Genomic DNA, 21,902 nt, shown 5'->3' with positions numbered 1-21,902 from the left:
GCGGCCGGACCCGGTCCGGCCGATGAATTAATTCCTGGGCGGCAGGCCGCGCTTATCGAGCTGCGCGTCGCGGTCCCAGCTACGGGTGAACTTGAACAGGACGTTGTCTTCGTTGCGGATCACGCTGTCCTTCTCGCAGCTCAGCGCGGTCTCGGGCTTCGCGGCCGCGTCGGCCACCACCATCACGCCCTGCTCTTCCAGCCCCATTTCGCCGGACACCGAATAGAAGATGCGCTTGCGGCCGCCGTCCTCGAACGAATAGGCGTAACCGCCGGTGTTGCCGGCAAAACCCAGTTGCGTGCGCTTGAAGCGACGCGCCGGAGCGGACTTGTCCGCGGGGTAAACGTAATCGTTATGACCTGCGGTTCCCTGGGCGAAGTAGACATAGCCCGACTGGTCGGTCACGCCCTTCGATGCGCACAGCGACGCGAGCTTCTTCTCGGCGCCGGCGAGGGTGCACGAGATCACCACGTCCTCGTCGGCCGCGCACAGCGAACGGCCGTCGCCGGCGGGCGCTGCGGTCGCAGCCGGTGCCGGCGCTGCGGGAGCCGCGGTTGCCGGGGCCGGTGCTTGCGATGCCGTCTCGGTCGCAGCGGTGGTCGCGGCCGCCGGCGCTGCCGACGTTTCGCCGTTCGCCGCGGTGCCGCCCTGGCAGCCGCTCAACACGGTCAACAGTGCGATGCCCAAGAGATTCACAGATTTCATAGCAATTCCTTGACTGATCGAGGTAACGGGGTGTCGCGGGTGGATCCGTATTCGATTGGACCCGTGCTCAATTGGATCCGTGCTCAATTGGATTCGCATTCAATTGAACCGGCATTCAATCGCCGAACGCAGCAGCGGAACAGACTGCGTTCGCAGTGCTGGCCGGGCCCGGCTGGCTGAAAGAAAGTCGCTGATACGGGCACGACCGGGACGGCCTGGCCAGACCGGCGCACGCACGAGGACGAAAGAACTGGGAGCCACCGAACGGACGCGACCACCACTGCGCCGGCACGCACGCTTGCGCGCACGCAACGACGGGCACGAGGCGACGCCGACCGAACAAGACGGCGTTCCGATCGCATGTGCGAACGGAGCGCCGCATGCTTAGGCGGTCAGGACCTTCGGCTTGTGCTCTTGCGTCGACGCGGCCTGCTGCGGTGCATCCTGCTGGACCTGGAACGTCGACTGCTCGACCGGCTGGTTCGCCGCCTGAGCCTTGTTGACGTGGGCGCGTTGGCTGCCCGGGTCGGTCAAGCCGCCCTGGACCGCAAACAGCCCGCTTCCGTCCGCATTCGGCACCACGTGATCGATCCGGTTCAGACCGCTCACCTTGGCCTCGTACGTCAGCGTCGCCGCGGCGCGCTCCAGTTCCTGGCGATTGTGGAACGCCTGCGGACCGAGCTTTTCCAGCCCGTCCACCGCGCCCTTGAACATCGCATGGTCCGGATGCGCCGCATTCGACAACAAGGGCGCCTGCTCGGCCTTCTTCAACGCTTCCAGCGTCTTGGGGCCGGCAATGCCGTCGTCCTTCAGGCCATGGGCCTGCTGGAACGCCTGCAGCGCTTGCTTGCTGCGATCGCCGAAGTCGCCGTCGGCCTTGAGCGGCTGCCCTTGCGCGTCGCGGTAGCCGAGTTTGTTGAGCGTTTCCTGCATGCCGCGCACTTCCGCGCCATGCTCGCCACGCTTCAACACGCCATCGGCCATCGCATCCCTTTCGGGTGCGCGCGGCGTCGTCTGGGTCTGGCCCTGGGTCGGGGATGCGTCGTTGACGGCCCGCCAGGCGGCTTGCGGAGTAAGGCCCTGGTCGATCGCGGCCTTGTACTCGGCCCGCATCGCCTGCAGCGCTTCGCCGGCCCGCTCGGCCGAGATGGAGGCGCGATTTCCCCCCATTCCGCCGTAACGGCTGCGTCCGGTGTCCGGGTCGGCCACGCTGGCCCATTCGGCCGCCATCGCTTCCTGCGCATCGTGCAGCGACACGCCGGGCTTGCCGGTGATGTAGCCGTGGATGTCGGGGCGCTTTTGGACGATCAGGTAGTCGGAGAAGATCCGCTCCTGCAGCTCAGGGGTGAAGCGCTGGTCCGGGTCGAGCCGAAGCCCGCGGACTGCGCCGTCCATGGTGCTGGGGATGATTTGGTACTTGCCGACCGCGAACAGGCGGTCGGGATCGCGTCGCGGCAGGTGCTGCGCTTCTTGCAGCTCGCCGACGGTCATGCGCGAAAAATCAATCGTGGCGCCACGGGCGTCGCCCGCGCTTCCGCGATTGTATGAGTTGTATCCGCCCTCACCTTGCGCGATGAGGTCGCCTAGTCTGTTTCCCATTTTGTAGTGAGCCTCCAGCTCAAGCAAGTAAGTCGATGGTTACCTGGAAAACCGATTCATCCTGAATCTTTCCAGGCCATGCGAAACCGGCCGGAGCCGACTTCGACTTTACGGACCGGGCACTTGCAGACCCGGGACCGCAATGGCGCATCTGCGCCACGATTTCTTGCGAGCTGGAGCGGCCTCCTGGCCAGTCCTCAGCCCTTGGAGGCTTTCGCGAAGCCCCACTCGGTAACGTTCAAGCGCGAATCCTCACCAGCGACGTTCCAGTCCTCGACCATTCCATAGGTCGTCACGTCCAACTTCTCGCCGCTGCTGACGCTTTCAAAGTGCATTATGCAGTAGCCGTCGCCGCTGCAAGCATCCAATTCGGGAATTAGATCACAAATTTCAGCTTCGCCGCCCACATTTTTCTTGCAGGCCGGCTCCACCACCGGGGTCCAGCCGCCCTCGAGCACCAGCTTGCGAAGATCGGCGTAGGCCATGTCCTTCTTGAAGGCGGCCTGCAACTCGGTCGACGAGCGGGTCGGGCTCTTGGCGACGACCGCTTCGGCCGTGGCTTCGGAAGCGTTGCTATCCATCGCGTTCTCCATAGGCGCAGCGCTGTCGGTTTGCGCTTGTGCTTTGACCGCTGGCGCCGCGTCCGCCTGTCCCCGGCCCGAGTCCGCGCTGCATGCGCAGAGCGAGGCGGCCAACAGCAACAGGATGATTCGATTCGGCTTCACTGCGACTCCTTTGCAGTCCAGAACCGCAGGTTAGCACAGCCGCAAACGCACTCGGACAGCCTGCGGACCCGACGGAATCGGGCCGGGGTGAAGCCGATGAACGAGGCAAAGTCGGTTGCTTCGGAGGCATGCCACGATGCTATGTCGCCGTGCCCTGTTCATCGGTGAGGCATCCGTGACGACGGAGACCGGGCGTCGAAGATCGACAACCCTGCAGACGGGTCTCGAGCTTGCTCGAGCCGCCGCTATCGCGCTCAATTCGTATTGATCAAGACTGCACGAGTACCGGCTCCGAGCACTCCGAATAGACGACCCGGCAACCGCCGCTGTCGCCGACGCTCGTACCGACGCATCGCTTGAGCGCGATCTGGCTAGCGGCCTCGACCGTGGCCGCGCTTTGCGCGATCACCCCCGCGCCTACTCCGACCACCGAAGGCCAGGCGATCACCGCGCACTGGTTCTCATATGCGAACAACACCTGCCGGCAGCCTTTCGCGCCACTGGCCTCGCAACGATCCAGAGCTTCGCGCTCCGCCTTCTTCTTGCTCGGCTTGCCGACCGCAGTGCCAACATCACCGCTATCGAGGTCAATGGCGATCGCGCCCCAAGTCAGTTCCCAGTGAGGCCCGACCGGTGCCGCCTGTGAGGCTGGCGCATTCTGCGGCCATGCGCTCGGAGGGATGCATTGAGGATTACCCGCGGCGGGTATGCCTGCCGGACATTGTGCCGAAGCAGCCCGGCCCCACAGCGTACAAAAGACGACAAGTCCCGTTAGATATATCGTCTTCATTTCAACACTCCCTGTCACTTTGCTCCACTGGCGCAAACGACTCATCGAATAGGTTTTTATCCAGCTAAAAACGAAACGACCCACACCGAATGGCGTGGGTCGTCAGGGTAAAAATGGCGACTGACTTATCGAACAAGCTGCGGCACGCTGCAATTGGTGTAATACACACGACAATTGGTGTCGTCATTGCTGCATTGCCGCATACCTATTTCCGACGCCCTTTCAACCGATATAGCGGTATGCACACTGTATTTCTTATCGCCGGTAACAAGAATTGCGCACTGGTCAAAATACGAGACATCTAGTATGCATTTGCTTCCGCCCTTTTTTTTGCATTCCGACAGTGCCTGCCTTTCGGCTTGGCGCTTGGATCTCATTCCTGTCGATGTACCGAGTGCAGCGTTAGGGGCATCCGTAGCGATAGCTCCCCAACGGCTCTCCCAGCGTTCCTGCGGAGCGGATTGCTGAGCTGGAGCATTCTGCGGCCAAGCACTGGGAGGTATGCACGAAGGATTGCCACCGGACGGTATGCCTGCCGGGCATTGAGCATTGGCGTCAAAGCTGATCGCTAGAAAGCCGAGCATTACAAGATAAACAGCTTTCACAGCATGACCTCCCAAACTAGTTCACTCACTCGCGAGAACGCCGAGGCTCGGTTTTTGTCACATCCGCATTGAAATTACTGGCATTGCCTTGATAGCTGCCAGCGGCGCCACCGACCTGAGTACCTGGCGAGGGAGCGCCACCACCAAAGCCACTGGAACCGCTATGACTTGACGTCTCTCGTCCTTGCATCTGCGGAGCACCCGCGCCACCACCGCTATAATGCGGCGGAATGCCCGCGCCCGGCGAACCCGACTGACCGGTCTGACCTTGGAACTGGTTGTACGAACTGAACTGACCCAACACGCCCTGGAAGAACATCGCGGCCATCGGCGGTGCGCTGATGATGAGCACCGTCAGGATCAAACCCAAGCCGCCCTGCTGCAACGCCTGACTCGACATGCCCGAGGTGAACTGGGAACCCAAAATCGCACCAGCGATCGCAGTGCCCCAGAAAACCGCCGCCACCTTGGCGACCATCTCCATGGCAATCGCGACCATCGCACTCAACATCGCCATCGAAAACATGGTTCCGATGCCATAGTACAGCCACTTGCTGAACAGTTGCTTTGTCTGGTCGAAGAGCAAACACAATATGAATATCGGTCCCAATCCGATAAACAAAGCCATCGCAATTTCATAAAGCAGCAGGGAAATACCCGCGGTAATCGCAGGCCCGCCGGTGCCGAAACCGACCGCCCACATCGCCCGGGTCTTTTCGTCGGTCAAGGCTGGATCGCTGACCACCTGCATCGCGTCGATGCTCGACCAGGCCAACTGCATCCACCCCAGGTTCTTGTCGATCTGTTGCTCGGGGGTGGAATTCCGGTCGCCGGTGACGACCCAGTTGATTTCCTTCTTGACGTCGTCGGTCAGGAATTCGTGCAAGTCGGTTCCGAACACGCCCATCGAGGTAGCGATGGCGACGATGAAGGTCGCGCGCAACGAATTGGTCACCAAGGCCATCATCGGTTCGCGCGACATGCCGGTAACGATGCGATAGCCCTGCAGCAGGATCCACAAGGTCATCAGGGTCAGCGCGATACCGCCGACCCACTGCATGGCGTTGCCCATCAGGTCGAGGCCGAACTTTTGGATTTCGCGACGCAAGTAGGTCAGGATCAGGCGGAAGAAAATAAAGTCCCCCACCGAATCGACACGCAGGTTCAGCCAGTCCAACGGACTGGAATTCGGCAGCCAGCCGCCGGTGAGGTTAAGTCCCTTAATCATCGCTGCACCCGCTATCCCTGGAATCGCTGTTGCCGGCCCGGCTCATCCGCATGCGGAGAGCGGCCTTGATTCGAACGTCGCCGTTCGCCCTTGTCATTGCAGAGCCCCTGCCATCGCCGCCGTGCTGATGGCCGAGCCGATCAGCGTCTGCTGGCCTTTCAGGCCGCGCTTGGCGAGCGTGTTCTGCTTGTCGACCATCGCCACGATGTAGGCGTCGTAGATAGCCATCTGCGCCTGGTACATCTGGTATTTGATATCGAGATCGTTCGCCAGGCGCATCGATTCGCTGTCGACGCCTTCCACGTTGCCCTGATCGCTGCTGGTCCCGCGCTGGCTCTGCACCTGGCCGAGCAAGCGCTGCATTTCCGGTACGGTGTCGCGCGAGAACCTGACGGTGTAGTTGAACTTCTCAACCTTGGCGCTCTCGATGTTCACGCAGATCTGCATCTGCTGCTCGGACAAGTCGCCGTCGAGGTTCAGGCCCACACGGGACATCAGATTGCCCAGAATGCTGCCGCCGCCTGTCTGGCGGCAGCGCTGCTCGACCACCTGCGCCTTATCCAACTCGCGCCAGGGCTCGGAGGTCGGCAAGGCGATGGGGTTGTCGAGGAAACTCTGGAACTTGATGAGCTGCTGCTGGAAGTGGTCGTACTGCTTCTTCCACTCGGCCATTTCCTTGCCGAACTCTGCCGCGCGCTCGACACTGGTCTTGATCTGCTGACCGATGTTCGCGGCCATATGCCCCGGATCGGTGACGACCCATTGCGCGTTGACGCTGCCGGCCGCCATCACACAGCCCAGCGCCAGGACGCCAACCGCAAGGTTCTTCTTGTACGCCTGCTTGGCATTCGTTTTCATCTTCCCTCTCCCGATCCGATAGTTGCCACTGGCATTGCCGATCAGTGATTCATGAGCCCGACTTACTGCAGCGCGCCCGCCATGGCCGCGGTGCTGAGCGCCTGGCCGAGCATGCTCGGTTCGCCCTTGAGCGCGCGCGTGGCCAAGGTGTTCTGTTTATCCATCATCGCGGCGATGTAGGCATCGTAAGTCTTCATTTGCGCCTGCCAGGACTGGTACTTGATGTCCAGGTCGTTCGCCAGACGCATCGATTCGCTGTCCACGCCCTGGATGTTGCCCTGGCTGCTGCTGGTCCCGCGCTGGCCCTGGATCTTGCCGAGCAGGCTCTGCATCTGCGGCACCGAGTCGCGAGCGAACTTGACGGTGTAGTTGAACTTGTCGACCTTGGCGCTTTCGATGTTCACGCACACCTGCAACTGCTGCTTGGCCAGGTCGCCGTTGAGCTGCAAACCGACGCTGTCCATCAGCCGGCCCAGCAGGCTGCCGCCGGCATCGCCGCACTTCTGCTTGACGACCTCGGCCTTGTTCAACTCGACCCAGGGCTCCGAATTCGGCAAGGCGATCGGATTGTTCAGGAAGCTCTGGAACTTGATGAGCTGCTGCTGAAAGTGCTCGTATTGTTTCTTCCACTCGTCAATCTGCTTGCCGAACTCTATCGCACGCTCGCCCGAGACCATAATCTGCTGGACGACGTTCTGAACGGTATGACCAGGGTCGGTAACCACCCATTGCGCATTCACGCTTCCGACCGCCATCACGCTACTGAACGCCAGTGCGCAGACAGCCAGTTTCTTAGTGCGCGCCTGCTTGGCAATGTTCGATTTCATCTTCCTTCTCCTGATCTGATGGTTGACGTCAGATACTGCTGAATAAACGGTTCGCCAGGCTCAGGCCGCGGCGGAATCGGAAACCGCCTTCTTGGCCGGGCCCTTGCCCGAACCCTTGCGGTTGTCGAAAAAGTCCTGCAGCCAATCGGCGGGAACGAGGTCGTCCTGGGTCACGCCCTTCTTGTGGGCCGCCTTCTCGAGCACATGGTGCATGATGTCGATGTTGTCGGTCGAAGCGGAAATGACCGCCAAGGCGTCGTCCATGCCGCGCAGGTTGAGCTGGCAGACGACCGCCGAGTGGCCTTGCTTGACCAGGAAGCAGCGCGAACGCTCGTCGAGACCCTTCACGACCTGGTACTCGGCATCGGTGAGCTTGAGGCCCTCGATGTAGTCTTCGCGGCTCGCGTTCGGGTTCGGCAGCAGGATCAGCGTCGCGGTCTGTTCGATCAGCGATGCCGAGATGTCGCTGGCCAGGGCGTCTTCCGGGCTCTGGGTCGCGAAGATGCCCATACCGTTCTGCTTACGGATGGTCTTCTGCTTGTTCTTGGCGAATTCCTTGAGGCCGCCGCTGCCGTCGAGGATCTTCCAGAATTCGTCCATGACGTAGATCAGCGGACGACCGTCGATCAGCTCTTCGAGGCGGTGCAGCAGGTAATTGATCACCGGCACGCGCACTTCGGGGTTGTCGATCACGTCGGTGTAGTCGAAGCCGATGATGCTGGCTTTCTCGAGATTGATCGTGTCGACGGGGTTGTCGAACACCCAGCCCAGCGAATTGCCCGCGGTCCACTTGCGCAGGCGCGCATACAGACCGTCGTCGCCCATGTTGGGCAGGCTCTTCTGCAGGTTGGTCATGCTGCGCAGGTGCGGCGGCGTGTCGAGGATGTTCTCGACCGCGCGGAAAATGTCCTCTTCCTCGCGCGCCGAATACACGGTCTTGCCGGCCAGCACCTTGATCAGGTCCGACAGGAACTGGGTATTGGTTTCGTTGTTTTCGCACTGGAACGGATTGAAGCCGGTGGGCTGGCCGTTCTCGAGGGCGAGATAATTGCCGCCGCAGGCGCGCACGAAGATCTCGGCGCCGCGATCCTTGTCGAAGAAGAAGATCGTCGGCACCGGCTTGAGCTTCTGCACCTGGCTCAACAGGAAGTTGATCAGCGCGGTCTTACCGGTACCCGACTTACCGATCACCATGGTATTGGCGATGGCCTTCTCGCCGAGCGAATTTTCGGCCGGATGGGTCGCGTGGAAATTGAAGTAATACGGCTGGCCGTTGGTCGTCTGCAAGGTGGTGACGCAGTCGCCCCAGGGATTGTTCTCTTTCTTGCCGGTGGCGAAGTTATGCAGCGGCGACAGGCCGAGGAAGTTCAGCGAGCTGACATTGGCCAGGCGCGTGCGGTACTTCCAGTTGCCCGGGAACTGGGCGTAGAACGAGGACGCCACGGCCAGGTCTTCCTTGGCCGAAATGAAGCCGGCGTTGGACAACTCGGCGCGCGACATGGCCAGGTGCTGGGCGAGTTTTTCCTGGCTGTCGGCATACACCGTAAAGGTGAAGTGATACTCGCCGAGCACGAAGTTGCCCGAGGCGAGCTGGTCCATCGCCATGTCGAGCTCGATGATCTGGCTGACCGCCTTGTCGCCGGACGAAATCATCATGCCCTTGGTGCGGTCGAGCGCCTTCAGCGCGTCCTGGCGCCCCATCGGGCTGAACGAATGCGTCACGACGTATTCGAAGTCCAGGTACTTCAGGCCGTTGAGAATGCCCGGGTACGTGGCGTCGGTGTATTCCTTGATGTTGAGGATCGCGCCGAAATGATTCACGCCGTTCGGCGTATTGATGACGAAGTCGCCCGACTTGCTCGAGAACATGTGCCGGCTGACCGGCAGGTAGTTGTAAACGGGCGCCGGCAGCACCGGCACTGGCTCGTCGATGCGGTTGAGGAGATAGCCGAAAAACTCGAGCGCCTCGGAGAACACCAGGCCGTTCTTGGCTTCGTACATGCCCAGGCGGTACGGCGCGTAGTCCTTCAGGACCGCCTCGACGTTGCTGGCCAGCTCCATGAGCTTGCCGATCGCCTGGTCCTGCTCTTCTTTCAGCTGCTCGACACTCGTCGACTTCTCGACGAAGCGCTTGCCCGACACGATCGGGCGGTAAATCATCGTCAGGTACAGCTCGTTCTGCATGAGCTTCTGACTGGACAGCGACGCGAAGTAGCCGTCCGACAATTCCTGGTTGAAGACCTGGTCGAACTGGTTCTTGGTGCTGACGCGGCGGCGACGACGGATGTCGTGCACCCAGAACGCCACGTTGACGAAGTCCGGCGCACGCAAGGTCTGCAGCATCCGGTTGAACGTGTTGTGGCGGTGCTCCAGCTCCCACTCCTCGCGCCCGACGAAAGGCAACCCACCCAAATGCCACACCAACAGGAAGTCGCCCCCGGTCGTCTTCAGCACCGTCGGCGATACGTGGGTGGACAGCGGGATGAACTCGCTGATGGGAGCGTCGGGCGTCAACATAGGGTGAGTACGTGCCTTCTGGGGTGGATGTAGCGGCTTTGAGGCTGGACGGCTGGGACGGCGGGACCGATCGATGAACTCGGCTAACAGCGAACTGGGCTAGCAGTTGGCGGCGAACCGCCGCCGGCAAAACCGGACGTCATTGCGGGCAAGCCGCAATGACGTCCGGGACTTCATTTTTTCGCTTTCTTGTCGCTGGGACTGCGATACAGGTTCGGCGTGAACACCCACATGCCCTGGTGATGCTCCAGGTTCCGCACACGGGTGCGGAACTGGAAGCGCAGACCCAGCAAGCGGAAGATCAGCTCATCTCGTCGGGTCATCTGCCGCATGATGAAAATCACCACCGGCAGCAACAAGATGCACCACATATCGATATAGAACGTCAGCAGCATCGAGGTCCCGGCGCCGAAGGCGAAGGGAATGTACGGAACGCCGAGAAACATCGGCGGGCGCGTACAGCCACGAAACAACGCGTTCTTATGCATACGAGGACAGGGCCGTCATCACCATCACGTTCTGGCCGACGTCTTCCGGGATCACCATGTTGGCCAGCTGGGCAGCGGCGCCGATCAGGAAGCCGCCGATCAGGACCGGAGCGACGTCGGCGATGCGCTTGTGAGCGAAGGCGATCTGGTAGCCGGCGAAGATCACGGCGATGGTCACGACCGCGATCGAAGCGATGTTGAGCAGCGAGTTCAGGTTGTTGATGAAGCCGCTGACGCGCTCTTCCGCATTGGCACCGCCGCCCGGCTGAGCGAACGCCAGTTCCGGCAGGACCAGCATGCTGACGAAGAGAGCCGCCATACCGAAGGCAGAGACGAAGTTCTTGAGGATGGTGTTGTTCATGAAGAGATCCCTTCTAGTTCGCGAGTGGACAAAGGTGGTGGAGAAGAATCGTGGGTCTAGGGATGGAGCTAGGGAATTGAAGCTAGGGAATTGGAGCTAGGGGTTTGGCGCTGGTGGATCGGTGGTCAGAAAACGAAGGCCTGGTCTCCCGGCGACGGCTCCTTGGCCGGAGCAGCCGCAGCGGCTGGCCCCGCGGCAGCGTTCATCGGCATGACTCTTACCGGTTGAGACGCTTGCAGGGTCAGTGCGGCCACGCCCATCGAAACGGGTTGGACCGCAGACGGTGAAGAAATTGGCGTTGGTGTAGCTGATAACGGTAACTGGGGCATCGGCGCGGCCATCGGCGGCGGGGCCGGGGCCGGCTGCGAAGTCGCCAGCGCGGCGGCCAGGCGCTGGGGGCCGGACTGCCGGCCTGGCGCGTAGACCGGCTTGGCGGCCGCGGCGACGCTCGCCCCAACGGGCTCGGCACGCGGCGATTTGCTGATCACCGCGATGGCCTGGCCGTCGGAGACTTCGCTCGCGGCCCGGTTGATCGAGGCATAGATCTTCTGCACGTAGCCGTGCCGGAAACCGGTGACGAAGTTGCCGGAGTAGTAGCAGCTGAAAGATTTGCCCCAGTCGTTGTTGGAGCGGCTATAGCACTCGGCCAGGATGCGCGAACCGGCTTGCAGGTTCGGGCAGGCCTCGAAGGCCTTCTCGTAGGAGTCCAGGCCGTACTTGCCGAGGTTGTAGCGGTTGACCTGGGCGACGCCGAGCGAAAAGTTGTAGCCGCGGCGCTCGAGCATGCGCACGGTGGCGATCGCTTCGGGAAGATTCTTGGGCTGGCGCACGAGACGGCCGCCCACGACGCCGATGGCGTAGGGATTAAAGGACGACTCCACGCGCACGACGTGGTGCATCACTTCATGTGGAACTGCCAAGCCCGGGCAGTTCATCAGCTCAATTCCGGGCAACATTCCTTGATCCCCCCTGCCGACCTTGGCGCCGACCTCCTGTAAACAGACCAAAAATGAATAGGTTGCTAGCAGTTGGAACGGCGCCGCAATGATTCATGTTGGAGCCAGGATTGTCAATGGCTATGCACACTTACGTCACTTTTTCACGAATTTCGCGAACGCAGCGCACCTATTCGGCGTGCGCGCGTTCCGGATTGAAATCGATGCCCGTGATATAGCGCTGCCCGGCGTGGGCCTTGATGTGCACGACGATGTCGATGGTCATCATCAACAAACGCTTGATGACCGCGAATTCCAATCCCGAGCCCTCGTTCGAAGCCTTCACCATCAACGCCAGCTGATCCCAGGTCTGGGTGATGCTGCCGGCGTGGCAGCTGGTGATCGATCCCGGGTGGCCCGAGGCGCAGTTACGAATGAAGTAGAACGATTCGTCGCCACGCAACTCGGCCAGGATGATCCGGTCGGGCTTCATACGCAGGCAGGCCTCCATGCAACTCTTGGCCGTGACGTTGCTCGTGCTTTGTCCACCTTTTGAGTAGAGCAAGTGCACCACATTCGGCTGCTCGATGAAGAGCTCGCGCGCGTCCTCGATCGTCACCAGCCGTTCGTAGGCCGGAATGTGGTTGACGAGCGACTTCATGAAGGTGGTCTTGCCGCTGCCGGTAGCGCCGGCGACGACGACGTTCTTCTTGTACTGGACGGCTTTCTTGAAGAATTCGGCGTAGTTCCTCGACGCGCGCAGCTCCAGCAGCTCGCGATCGTGCTCGCTCAGCACGTGCGTCTGCTCGACGACCTGGGCGAAGAAGCCGTCCTCCTCGTACTGCTGGAGGGTCTTGCTGTGCTTGGACGGCAAACGGATCGTGATCGAGACCTTGCCGGCGTCGCAGGCCGGCGGGATCACGAACTGGGCGCGCTGGCCGGTCGGGAACGTCAACGAGACCACCGGGTCGGCATCGGTGATGCGCTGGCCGGTGTTGCTCTCGTTGACGACCGCGGTGCAGAACTGCCGGGCCCGATCGAACGTCAGGCCCGGCACTTCGATCCGGTTCCAGCCCGACCGGGTCTCCAGATAGAGCTCCCCCGGCCGGTTGATACAGATTTCCGTCACATCCGGCGAGCTCATGTACTCGTGGATGCCCAGCACCTGGTACTGGTATTCCAGGAACGCGTTGGATACCTGGGCGATCGGTGAATTGTCTGTATCCATTTCTCTCAACTAACCACTGTGGTCGATATCACCTGAGGACCGACGAGAAGTCGACGTCCTTGGCGACATAGACGTTCACGATCGTGCCCTGGTTGATGGTCACGGTCGGCGGACGGTTGATGCTCTTGTCCAGGGCCTGGTTGGCCAGGCGCTCCATCGCACGGGCGGTGTTGCTCTCGTACGGCTGCTGGATCTCGTTGCCGCTATTGGTGATCGTGGTGCTTTCCGGACCGTTCTTGGCCGCTGCGTATTTGAACGCGTCGCTGATCAGACTGATCATCAGGGCCGAGGCGATACGGCTGCCCCAGTGCGCGTTGAAATCGCCGGGGTGGCCGGCACCGCCGAGGTTGTCGATACCCGGGCTGGCCATGTTGACGTCGATGCCGTTAGGGGTGGTGATGCGATCCCAGATGACCGAAACGCGCGGGCCGTTGATGTTCTCGTTCTGGTAGCGACCGGAGATCTTCGAGCCCTTCGGCAGCAGCAGACGCCGGCCGTTGATCGAGTAGGTCGGCTCGGTGACGATGCACGAAGTAAAGCCCGGCAGATCGGTGACGATTCGCGTTTCCATCACGCAGCGGATGTACGTACCGCGCACCAGCAAGGTATCGGGGTTGTAGATCGGCTGGGCGAAGGCGACTTCCTTCGGCGGCTCGACGACGGCCGGCTTCGGGTTGAGGCGGGCTTCGGCCGCGGCGATCTGGGCCGCGACGCGGTCCTCTTGGCTTTGTCCACCGCTACCGCCGCCCTGCCCGGCCATTTCGCCCATGCGGCGTTCCATCAGGCTGGGGCCGCGCGGACCGGCTTCGATCTGTTCCTGCGGCTGCTGGTTCATCTGCGGCTGCGGCGGCGGCATCGGCTCGGCCATCGGCAAGGGCGGCATCGGCGGCATCGGCTCCGGCGGAGGCAACGGCGCCTCGATCGGCTTCGGCAGCGCCGGGATGCTGATTTCCTCTTCCTTGACCTTCTTGGTGTCGTCTTCGTCCGAAGTCGCGCGGTTGAACATCCACAGCGCGGCGATGATCAACAACAGCACGATGCCACCGAGGAACAGCAGCGCCTTGCGGTTGAGCTTCTGCGCTTCGGCCGACTTCAGGGTCGGGGTACCGGCATCCAGGTCCGGCGCGGGGCCGCTGGCCTGCTGGCCGTAATAGGGATTGGCACCGGCGTAGCCGTAGTTGCCTTCTTGCGACGTGCCCGGGTTGTCCTCGGGGCGGCCAGGCGGGTTGGGCGGCATGTTCTGGCTCATTTCTGCTTCTTCCTGCGCAGACCGACGACGTTATTGCCGTGCCGGATGATCAAGTAGGGATAGGTACCGTGGACGACGATCGTGTTGTTCTCGACCGTGGTGTTGACCACGAAATCCTCGCTGCCTTCGCGTTCGCGACCGAACACAGCCGGGAAATTGCCGGTCGGCAGGCTCTTCAGTCCACTGATCTTGATATAGGTGAACTGGCCGTCGTCGTAGACGTTGGTCGGCACCAGCCAGGACGGCTTCTTGCGGGTCGAATACTGGTAGTCGAAGTTGTAGACGCGGTTCTTGTCGAGCGTCGTGTTCAACTCCGGAACCGGCTCGACCTTGGTCTCCTGAGCGCCGGAAAACTCGGTGCCGTTCGGATAGACGAACTTGATCTTGTACTGCACGCCGGCCTGCTTGGCCTGCTCGAGCACGCGCCAGTCGGTGGCGACGACCTTCAACTCGAAGATGTACGAGTGCGTGCTCGTACGGATCATCATGTTGGTGTCGACGTCGACGTTCTTGGGCTTGATGTAGAAGACGTTGTCGCGGCGGCTCAGATCCCAGCCGGTGCTGAAGCCGGTGCTGTAGTCGAGGATGTTCTCGCTCGGGCTCAGCTCGATCTGGGTGGTGATGCCCAGGCCGGTACGCACCGGATAGATACGGTTGGCTTCGTATTCGTATTCCTGGATAACCTGGGCCGTGGCAGGTAGCGCGAGGCCGGAAACCGCCAGAAACAGCAGGGCGGCCAAGCGGTGTTTACGCAGGCAGTTCATCGGTTGCTGACTCCATTCGCATTGCCAGTCGGTGCAGGTGCGGGTGCCGCCGGCGTCATTGCCGGATTGGCGGCGGGATTGGGGGGAACGGGCGCGCCGGGCTGGCCCGGCTGGGCCGGTGCCGTCGGCGGGTAGCCTGGGGCGGCGCCGGGAGCGGCCGGAGCCGCGCCGGGATAAGCGGGCGCCGGCGCCATCGTGCCGTCGGGCATGAGCTGGCCCTGCGGCGCAGCCGCGGGAGCAGGAGCGGCGCCCGGCGTGGTCGGATACTCGCTCTGGATCGGCGGCGAAGCGGCGTAATCGTTGTCGACTCGGTAGCTGGTGACCTGGAAGCCCAAGGGATTGAGCACGCGATTGCGCTCGTCCATCTTGAGATTCGACTTGTACAGGTACTCGATCGTGGCGATCTTGCTGTCCAGGGGCTCGGAACCGCCGGTGTCCTTGTTCAGCACGCTGCGTTGAAAACGAATCGTGGCGACTTTCGGCTTCGGACCGGTGTTCTGCTCGCCGTTGAGCTGGATGCTGAGGATCTTGACCCGAACCGCCTTGGCCTTGCCGAAAATCGTGATCGGATTGTTCGGATTGGTGTTGCCGTACAGCTGCGAATAACCGCTGGATACGTACGGGGCGGCCATCGCGAACACCGTGCTCCAGTCGCGCTCGCCGATCTGCGAGTGGTCGTAGGACTCGCGAGCCATCACGAAGTGCGAGATGTTGCTCTTGTTGATCGCTTCGCTGGTGCTGATGCTGGGGTTGACGAAGTCGTCGCGCAGGCGGGCCACGGTCGAGGTGCCGGTGTAGGCGTCGGCCATGACCAGATACGGCACCTTTTCCTTGAGCGGCAGGAAGTAGAAGTATCCGCCGGCCAGGATCAGCGACATCACCAACGAGGCGAACGCCACCATCCAGGCGCGGCGCTCGCTGCGTCGCGCTATGTCGGCAACGGTGACTTCGTAGTTGGCCGCCTTGGCGACGGCGTTCTCGATCTGCGGAGTTACGGGCTTTTTTCCGAACATCTTATGTTGCATCCATAACTATGGAATCGTTGCCGGCGACCGGGCGTGCTCGCGCACGCAGACCGGATCGCTCAGGCGGGTCGGCGTTAGCCGTTCGATGGTTAAGGCGTCGGAGCTGCGGCTTGCGCGACCGCCGTCGTCGAGACCGACGAGGGCGCCGCATCCGCGGAGGGCGATTCGGCCGGGGCCGCCTCGCTCTTGGTCTTGGCGTGATGGGCAGCCTTCGACTCCGGCTCGGGCAGCGCCGCGGCGGGACCCGGCGCAGGCGCGGCGACGGCCGAGCGCACCACGATCTTGTCGCCTTCGCGGGCGATCACCACGCCTTGCGCCGCATACGCGGAATTCAGCTGCGAAACCGCATCGGGCAGGCTGGTGGTGTGGATCAGCGACACCGCCTGGTGCAGGGTGAAGTCCGAATAATGCTGGTAATCCAGGGTCATATTCGAATCCGTCGCCCAGCGCGTCAGCATGTTCTTCAACGTGCCGTCCATCGGCGACGGATAGAACACGTAGGACTGGTGCAGCGGAATTTCGCTCGGTGCCTCGGAATACCGGTTGACCGGCTTCCAGCGGCCGCCGAAATCCGGCGCGGGTCGAGTGGCGCAGCCTGCCAGCGCAATCGCCAGCAAAATCGCGACCCACAAACGAGGGCTGGTTGCAGTTGTATGTCTCACGCTTTCCCCGGCTTTATTTGATTGAACTGACGCACGAAATCGCCGCTGAGGCCGCCAGCCACGCCTGGACTCGCCAGTGCGTCGCGACTGGCCCCGCCGCGGTCATTGTTGGTAACGGATTTGCTGGACCGAAGCCGGCCAAAATGAGACGGCGGACACCTTTGCAGCGGCAGTGCGTAACACGCCTGCCCTTTCTGCAACGGGTCGCGAAAGTAAGGCCGCGCGAGACGCGCGACGCGTAATCATCGTTCTGTCCATGAACTCCCCTACAGCACGGTAGTACCGTTAAACGTGTGTCTGACGACACTCGTAGACCAAGATTAGACCGAAGTCAAAGCTTTCGGCAAGTGGGTCGACGAAAAAAGTGCAATCTAGAGTTGCGACTCAAAGTCTGGCCAGGCGCTCGATCGCCGCGTCCAGGGTCGCTTCGTTCTTGGCGAAACACAGGCGCGCCAATCGTTGCCCGGTCGGCGGCGACTCGTAGAACGGCGACAGCGGAATCGCCGCGACGCCCTTCTCTATCGTCAGCCAACGGCAGAAGGCCGCGTCGTCGAGGTCGCTGATCGCCGAGTAGTCGACCAGTTGGAAGTAGCCGCCCGGCACCGGCAGGGGCTTGAGGCGCGTGGTCGAAAGCTGCTCGCGAAACCGATCGCGCTTGGCCTGGTAGAAATCGCCGAGGCCCAGGTAGTGCTCCGGCTCGGCCTCGATCATCTCGGCGAAAGCCCACTGCGCCGGGGCGAAGCTGCAGAAACTGTTGTACTGGTGGACCTTGCGCAATTCGGCCGACAACGCCGGCGGCGCGATGCAGTAGCCGATCTTCCAGCCGGTGCAGTGGTAGGTCTTGCCGAAGCTCGACACCACGAAGGCGCGCGCGCGCAACTCCGGGTAGCGCAGGATCGATTCGTGGCGCAGCCCGTCGAACACGATGTGTTCGTAGACCTCGTCCGACAACAGCCAGATATCGTGCTCGCGCAACAGCTCGCTCAGGCGCGCGATGTCGTTCGCATCGAACATGGCCCCGGACGGGTTGTGCGGCGAGTTGATCATCAACAGCCGGGTCTTGGCGGTGATCGCGGCGCGCACCCGGTCCCAGTCGACGGCGAAGGTCTGCGGGTCGAGCGGGACATGCACGGCGCGGCCGCCGGCCAGATCGATGGCCGGCTCGTAGCTGTCGTAGCAAGGATCGAGCACGATCACTTCTTCGCCCGGGCGGACCACCGCCTGGACCGCGTCGAAGATCGCCTCGCTGGCGCCGGACACCACGGTGACCTCGGCGTCGGCGTCGGGACGGTAGCCGTAGCAACGCTCGGTCTTGGCGGCGATCGCCTGGCGCAAGGCCGGGATGCCGGTCATCGGCGCGTATTGGTTCTTGCCGTCCTTCATCGCCCGCGCCAGCGACTCGACCAGCCGCGCCGGCACCTCGAAGTCGGGAAAGCCCTGGCCCAGATTGACCGCCTGGTGCTCGAGGGCGAGCTGCGACATCACGGTAAAGATGGTGGTGCCGACTTTCGGCAGCTTGGTTTCGAGCGTCATGGGCCGGGAACGGATCGCGTACGGGGCATCGAGTGTAACGGTGCGGTGTTGCAGGCCGTTAGATCGCATCCGGCCGCAAGCCGTCCGAGTCGACATATCGATATGCGCCCGACCCATTGGACAGCCGCCGATCAACGGGCATTGCACTGTCCGTCCAGGCTCGGGACACTGACGCCCATGCGCGAACTACAAGTCGTCAATGCTGCCGAACTGGCGGTCGCTTACGCCGCCGCGGACTATGCGGTGGCCCTGGACGGAGACGCGCTGCCCTTGCGGGTCGGCCGCCCGGCCCGGGACCTGGAAGCGTACTGGCCGGCGACTCATTATATGTTCGTGACCGCCTGGAACCCGGCGTCCGAACCGCACTCCGACAGCGCCAACCGCGCCGCCGACGAACGACTGGTGGCGCGCCTGGATGCCGCCGGGGTGCAACGCCACGCTGCCTGGGCCGAAGACAGCGCCGGCGAATGGCGCGAGCCGGGCTGGTTGTTGGCCGACCTCGACGAAAGCCTCGCCCATGCCCTGGCCCGCGACTTCGGCCAGGCCGGGGTGCTGGCCTGGCGCCGTGGCGAGCCGGTGCGCTTGCGCATGCTGATCGCGCGCCCGGCCAATGCCGAGCGCTCGGAATACACCGACTGGCTCGGCGATTGAGTCGGGCGCGATCCGGGCCGGCGCGGCCGTCGTCGCCCCCGCCCTCGCTCTCGCCCTTGCTCTCTCATGGGGGATTGGCGGCGGACTCGCATAAAATGCGCGCTCCGCGGCCCGACCGGGCGCCCGCACCCGACCGATGACCTCACACGAACGTACTGCCCCGCCGCTGTTGCAAGCCCGCGGACTGCGCTTTGCGCGCAACGACGAGCCCGTGTTCGGGCCGCTCGACTTCGCGGTCGACGCCGGCGAGGCCTTGCTCGTGCAGGGCGACAACGGCGCCGGCAAGACCACGCTGCTGCGGGTGCTGGCCGGTCTATTGCGGGCCGACGGGGGCGAGATCGAACTCGACGGCGAACCGTCCGACCCGGCGCGCCGCGCCCGGGCGATCGCTTACCTCGGCCACCTGCCCGGGCTGAAGGCCGACCTCAGCGCGATGGAAAATCTGAACTTCCTGTGCGGCCTACAGGGGCGCCGGCGCGGCCAGCTGCCCGAGAACGCCCTGGCCATCGTCGGTCTGGCCGGCTACGAGGATGCCCTCGCCCGTCAGTTGTCGGCCGGACAGAAGAAACGCCTGTCGCTGGCTCGCCTGTGGATGGCGCCGGCGCCGTTGTGGCTGCTCGACGAGCCCTACGCCAATCTCGACCTGGAAGGCATCGAACTGGTCAATCGCATGGTCCAGGCTCACCTGCGCGAGGGCGGCGCCGCCCTGGTCACCACCCACGGCGCCTATGCCGCGCCGCCGGTGCGCACGCGCATGCTGGTCATGGAGAAGGCGGTATGAGCGCGCGCCAACGCAATCCCAGCCTGGCCGCCGCCACGCCCGGCCTGATCGGCTCGGCCCGCGCCCTGATGGCGCGCGACCTGCGCCTGCTCTGGCGCCGCCGCGGCGACGCCCTGCAGCCGGCGCTGTTCGCCTTGCTGGTGGTGGTGCTGTTCGCCCTGGCCCTGGGCGGCGAGAAGCAGGCCTTGGCGAAGGTGTCCGGCGGGGTGCTGTGGCTGTCGGCGCTGCTGGCCGGCCTGCTCGCCCTCGACACCTTGTTCCGCGGCGACGCCGAGGACGGATCGCTGGAGCAATGGATGCTGGCGCCGGTGCCGCTGGGCTGGCTGGTCGCGGTGCGCACCTTCATGCACTGGGCCACCACCGCCCTGCCGCTGCTGGTCGCCACCCCCTTCCTCGGCGAGCTGCTGTACCTGCCGCGCGAGCAATTGCCGGTGCTGCTGGCCTCGCTCGCGCTGGGCACGCCGCTGCTGAGTCTGCTCGGCGCGGTGGTGGCCGCGCTGACGGTCGGGATGCGGCGCTCTGGTATCCTTGTGGCCTTGTTGGCGCTGCCGCTGTATGTCCCGGTGCTGGTGTTCGGGGCGGGCAGCGTGGCTCGCTCGGCCCAGGGATTGGACCCGGTTGGCGCATTGCTGTTGCTGGCCGCCGGATTGGTGGTCGCCCTGTTGCTGGCGCCGCTGGCGGCCGCCGCGGCGATCCGCATCGCATTGAACTGATCGCACCGAACAGATCCTGCGCGGCCGCCGCTTGGCCGCGTCCCACCGCTCCAGGCCGCTCGCGACCCAGACACCCAGACCCCGAACGAACCACTGAATGAATCCCCTCGTCCGCTGGTTCCACACACTCGGCTCGCCGCCCTACTTCGACCGCTTCGCCGCGCGTTGGGCGCCCTGGGGCTACGGCCTGGGCCTGCTGGTCATGGCCTGGGGCCTGTACTCGGCCCTGTTCCTGGTGCCGGCCGACTACCAACAGAAGGACAGCTTCCGCATCCTCTACATCCACGTGCCCAGCGCCTGGATGAGCATGGCGGTATTCGCCCTGATGGCGTTCTATGCCGCCATCGCCCTGGTCTGGCGGATCAAGCTGTGCGAGATCCTGGCCATGGCTTGCGCGCCGATCGGCGCCGGCTTCACCGTCATCACGCTGGCGACCGGCTCGATCTGGGGCAAGCCGATGTGGGGCACCTGGTGGGACTGGGACCCGCGCCTCACCACCGAGCTGATCCTGCTGTTCCTGTATCTCGGCGTGATCGGCCTGTACAACGCCATCGACGACCGCCGCGCCGCCGCGCGCGCCGCCGCCTTGCTGGCGATCGTCGGGGTGGCGCTGTTACCGGTGATCCGTTACTCGGTGGTGTGGTGGAACTCGCTGCACCAGGGCCAGACCATCAGCCTGCTCGGCAAGTCGAGCATGGACCCGAGCATGATGGCGCCGCTGATCTGGATGATCGTCGGCACCAAGCTGTGGTTCATCGGCGCCCTGCTGACCCGGGCGCGCGCCGACAACCTGCGCCGCGAACAGGGCAAGGCCTGGGTCGCCGAACTCGCCGGTGCCACGAGCGAGGGCCGCCGATAATGGAATACCAGGAATACATCATCGCCGCGTATGCGGTTTTCGCCATCGTGCTGGGCTGGGACTTCGTCGCCGGCCGGTTGCAGATCCGCCGCGAATTGCGCCTGGCGCGCGCGCGCGCGGCCCGCGGCGCAGCGCGTAGCCAGACAAGTGAATTGAGCCGATGAACCCCACTCGCCGTCGCCGCCTGCTCTGGGTGGTCGGACTGGTCGCCGCCGCCGGCGCCGCGACCGCCCTGGTCGCCACCGCCTTGCAGCGCAATGTCGCCTATCTGTACACGCCGAGCGAGATCCTGCGCGGCGAAGCCAGCGAGCGCGCGCGTTTCCGCCTCGGCGGCATGGTCGCGGCGGGTTCGTTCAAGCGCACCCAGGGCACCCTGGATTCGCAGTTCCGCGTCACCGACGGCGACGCCGAGTTGGCGGTCGCCTACACCGGCATCCTGCCCGACCTGTTCCGCGAGAAGCAGGCGGTGGTCGCGACCGGCCGCATGCAGGGCGACACCTTCGTCGCCGAGGAAATTCTCGCCAAGCACGACGAGACCTACATGCCGAAGGAAGTCGCCGACAAGATGGGCGCGGCGCACAAGAAGCACGACGTCGCTGCCCCCGGCGGCGCGGAGCCGGCGCGTTGATCGCAGTGACCGTTGCGGTAGCGAGAGCAAATCCCCCCTGCCCCCCTTTTTCAAAGGGGGGAACAGCGCGGACTGGCTCTCGGGGATCTACTCGCTTTGATAACTCCGCTGGTCTTCTCCCTTTGAAAAAGGGGGACCGAGGGGGATTTGCCGTTGCTGTTGCCCCATCCC

23 protein-coding genes and 1 pseudogene are annotated in these 21,902 nt (G+C 63.5%); 6 read left to right on the top strand and 18 right to left on the bottom strand.

Features of this window, described 5'->3' with window-relative positions:
- Positions 1-27: 27 nt before the first annotated feature.
- The 18 genes and pseudogenes from ACKN61_RS11560 to ACKN61_RS11475 form a co-directional block, all read right to left on the bottom strand.
- Positions 28-705 carry a hypothetical protein gene (locus tag ACKN61_RS11560; RefSeq protein WP_408953558.1) on the bottom strand — a complete coding sequence of 226 codons (678 nt, stop codon included), beginning with the start codon at positions 703-705 and terminating at the stop codon, positions 28-30.
- A gap of 384 nt (positions 706-1,089) precedes the next feature.
- Entirely contained in the window at positions 1,090-2,196 is a 1,107-nt protein-coding gene (locus ACKN61_RS11555; RefSeq protein WP_408953557.1) for an XVIPCD domain-containing protein, read from the bottom strand.
- A gap of 305 nt (positions 2,197-2,501) precedes the next feature.
- On the bottom strand, positions 2,502-3,029 hold the full coding sequence (locus ACKN61_RS11550; RefSeq protein WP_408953556.1) for a hypothetical protein: 528 nt from the start codon (positions 3,027-3,029) through the stop codon (positions 2,502-2,504).
- A gap of 268 nt (positions 3,030-3,297) precedes the next feature.
- Positions 3,298-3,819: a DUF4189 domain-containing protein gene (locus ACKN61_RS11545; RefSeq protein ID WP_408953555.1), complete on the bottom strand. Its 522-nt coding sequence runs from the start codon at positions 3,817-3,819 to the stop codon at positions 3,298-3,300.
- A gap of 125 nt (positions 3,820-3,944) precedes the next feature.
- Positions 3,945-4,196, bottom strand: a complete 252-nt coding sequence (locus tag ACKN61_RS11540) for a DUF4189 domain-containing protein (RefSeq protein ID WP_408953809.1) — start codon at positions 4,194-4,196, stop codon at positions 3,945-3,947.
- Between the two features lie 253 nt (positions 4,197-4,449).
- Positions 4,450-5,652 carry a type IV secretion system protein gene (locus ACKN61_RS11535; RefSeq protein ID WP_408953554.1) on the bottom strand — a complete coding sequence of 401 codons (1,203 nt, stop codon included), beginning with the start codon at positions 5,650-5,652 and terminating at the stop codon, positions 4,450-4,452.
- Positions 5,653-5,745: 93 nt separating this feature from the next.
- Positions 5,746-6,510, bottom strand: coding sequence for a hypothetical protein (locus ACKN61_RS11530; protein ID WP_408953553.1), 765 nt, complete (start codon positions 6,508-6,510; stop codon positions 5,746-5,748).
- 62 nt (positions 6,511-6,572) lie between these two features.
- A complete protein-coding gene (locus ACKN61_RS11525; protein ID WP_408953552.1) occupies positions 6,573-7,337 on the bottom strand; it encodes a hypothetical protein in 765 nt (254 codons plus the stop codon).
- Positions 7,338-7,397: 60 nt separating this feature from the next.
- Positions 7,398-9,854, bottom strand: coding sequence for a VirB4 family type IV secretion/conjugal transfer ATPase (locus ACKN61_RS11520; protein ID WP_408953551.1), 2,457 nt, complete (start codon positions 9,852-9,854; stop codon positions 7,398-7,400).
- Between the two features lie 173 nt (positions 9,855-10,027).
- Positions 10,028-10,342: a type IV secretion system protein VirB3 gene (locus ACKN61_RS11515; RefSeq protein WP_223619589.1), complete on the bottom strand. Its 315-nt coding sequence runs from the start codon at positions 10,340-10,342 to the stop codon at positions 10,028-10,030.
- A complete protein-coding gene (locus tag ACKN61_RS11510) occupies positions 10,335-10,703 on the bottom strand; it encodes a TrbC/VirB2 family protein (protein ID WP_408953550.1) in 369 nt (122 codons plus the stop codon). The genes ACKN61_RS11515 and ACKN61_RS11510 overlap by 8 nt, the downstream gene beginning before the upstream one ends.
- 125 nt (positions 10,704-10,828) lie before the next feature.
- The gene (locus tag ACKN61_RS11505; protein WP_408953808.1) at positions 10,829-11,647 is read right to left on the bottom strand and encodes a lytic transglycosylase domain-containing protein; all 819 of its coding nucleotides are present in this window, start codon (positions 11,645-11,647) and stop codon (positions 10,829-10,831) included.
- Between the two features lie 181 nt (positions 11,648-11,828).
- Positions 11,829-12,866 carry a P-type DNA transfer ATPase VirB11 gene (gene virB11 / locus ACKN61_RS11500; RefSeq protein ID WP_031370739.1) on the bottom strand — a complete coding sequence of 346 codons (1,038 nt, stop codon included), beginning with the start codon at positions 12,864-12,866 and terminating at the stop codon, positions 11,829-11,831.
- Positions 12,867-12,894: 28 nt separating this feature from the next.
- Positions 12,895-14,115 (bottom strand): TrbI/VirB10 family protein, encoded by a 1,221-nt coding sequence (locus ACKN61_RS11495; protein WP_408953549.1) that lies wholly within the window; start codon positions 14,113-14,115, stop codon positions 12,895-12,897.
- The gene (locus ACKN61_RS11490; protein ID WP_031370737.1) at positions 14,112-14,879 is read right to left on the bottom strand and encodes a TrbG/VirB9 family P-type conjugative transfer protein; all 768 of its coding nucleotides are present in this window, start codon (positions 14,877-14,879) and stop codon (positions 14,112-14,114) included. The genes ACKN61_RS11495 and ACKN61_RS11490 overlap by 4 nt, the downstream gene beginning before the upstream one ends.
- A complete protein-coding gene (locus ACKN61_RS11485; protein WP_408953548.1) occupies positions 14,876-15,892 on the bottom strand; it encodes a virB8 family protein in 1,017 nt (338 codons plus the stop codon). Before ACKN61_RS11485 ends, ACKN61_RS11490 begins: the two co-directional genes overlap by 4 nt.
- Before the next feature lie 281 nt (positions 15,893-16,173).
- Positions 16,174-16,536: pseudogene (locus ACKN61_RS11480) on the bottom strand (hypothetical protein); the annotation flags it as partial.
- Between the two features lie 414 nt (positions 16,537-16,950).
- A complete protein-coding gene (locus ACKN61_RS11475) occupies positions 16,951-18,099 on the bottom strand; it encodes a pyridoxal phosphate-dependent aminotransferase (protein WP_408953547.1) in 1,149 nt (382 codons plus the stop codon).
- Between the two features lie 177 nt (positions 18,100-18,276).
- Here ACKN61_RS11475 and ACKN61_RS11470 point away from each other — a divergent pair, with 177 nt between their 5' ends.
- The 6 genes from ACKN61_RS11470 (at position 18,277) to ccmE (ending at position 21,731) form a co-directional block, all read left to right on the top strand.
- Positions 18,277-18,750: a DUF3293 domain-containing protein gene (locus tag ACKN61_RS11470; protein WP_051884444.1), complete on the top strand. Its 474-nt coding sequence runs from the start codon at positions 18,277-18,279 to the stop codon at positions 18,748-18,750.
- A gap of 136 nt (positions 18,751-18,886) precedes the next feature.
- Positions 18,887-19,531 carry a heme ABC exporter ATP-binding protein CcmA gene (gene ccmA / locus ACKN61_RS11465; protein WP_408953546.1) on the top strand — a complete coding sequence of 215 codons (645 nt, stop codon included), beginning with the start codon at positions 18,887-18,889 and terminating at the stop codon, positions 19,529-19,531.
- Positions 19,528-20,244 (top strand): heme exporter protein CcmB, encoded by a 717-nt coding sequence (gene ccmB, locus ACKN61_RS11460; protein WP_408953545.1) that lies wholly within the window; start codon positions 19,528-19,530, stop codon positions 20,242-20,244. Before ccmA ends, ccmB begins: the two co-directional genes overlap by 4 nt.
- Before the next feature lie 97 nt (positions 20,245-20,341).
- Positions 20,342-21,103: a heme ABC transporter permease CcmC gene (gene ccmC / locus ACKN61_RS11455; protein WP_408953544.1), complete on the top strand. Its 762-nt coding sequence runs from the start codon at positions 20,342-20,344 to the stop codon at positions 21,101-21,103.
- A complete protein-coding gene (gene ccmD, locus ACKN61_RS11450) occupies positions 21,103-21,267 on the top strand; it encodes a heme exporter protein CcmD (RefSeq protein WP_408953543.1) in 165 nt (54 codons plus the stop codon). Before ccmC ends, ccmD begins: the two co-directional genes overlap by 1 nt.
- Complete coding sequence (gene ccmE, locus ACKN61_RS11445; RefSeq protein WP_031370728.1) at positions 21,264-21,731, top strand: cytochrome c maturation protein CcmE; 468 nt, start codon at positions 21,264-21,266, stop codon at positions 21,729-21,731. Before ccmD ends, ccmE begins: the two co-directional genes overlap by 4 nt.
- Positions 21,732-21,902 lie beyond the last annotated feature (171 nt).

Origin of the sequence: Lysobacter sp. Hz25, assembly GCF_046097045.1 — a bacterium.
Classification (GTDB): domain Bacteria; phylum Pseudomonadota; class Gammaproteobacteria; order Xanthomonadales; family Xanthomonadaceae; genus Lysobacter; species Lysobacter antibioticus_B.
Note: the sequence above shows the minus strand (reverse complement) of the source record. Positions and strands in the feature narration are given on the sequence as shown.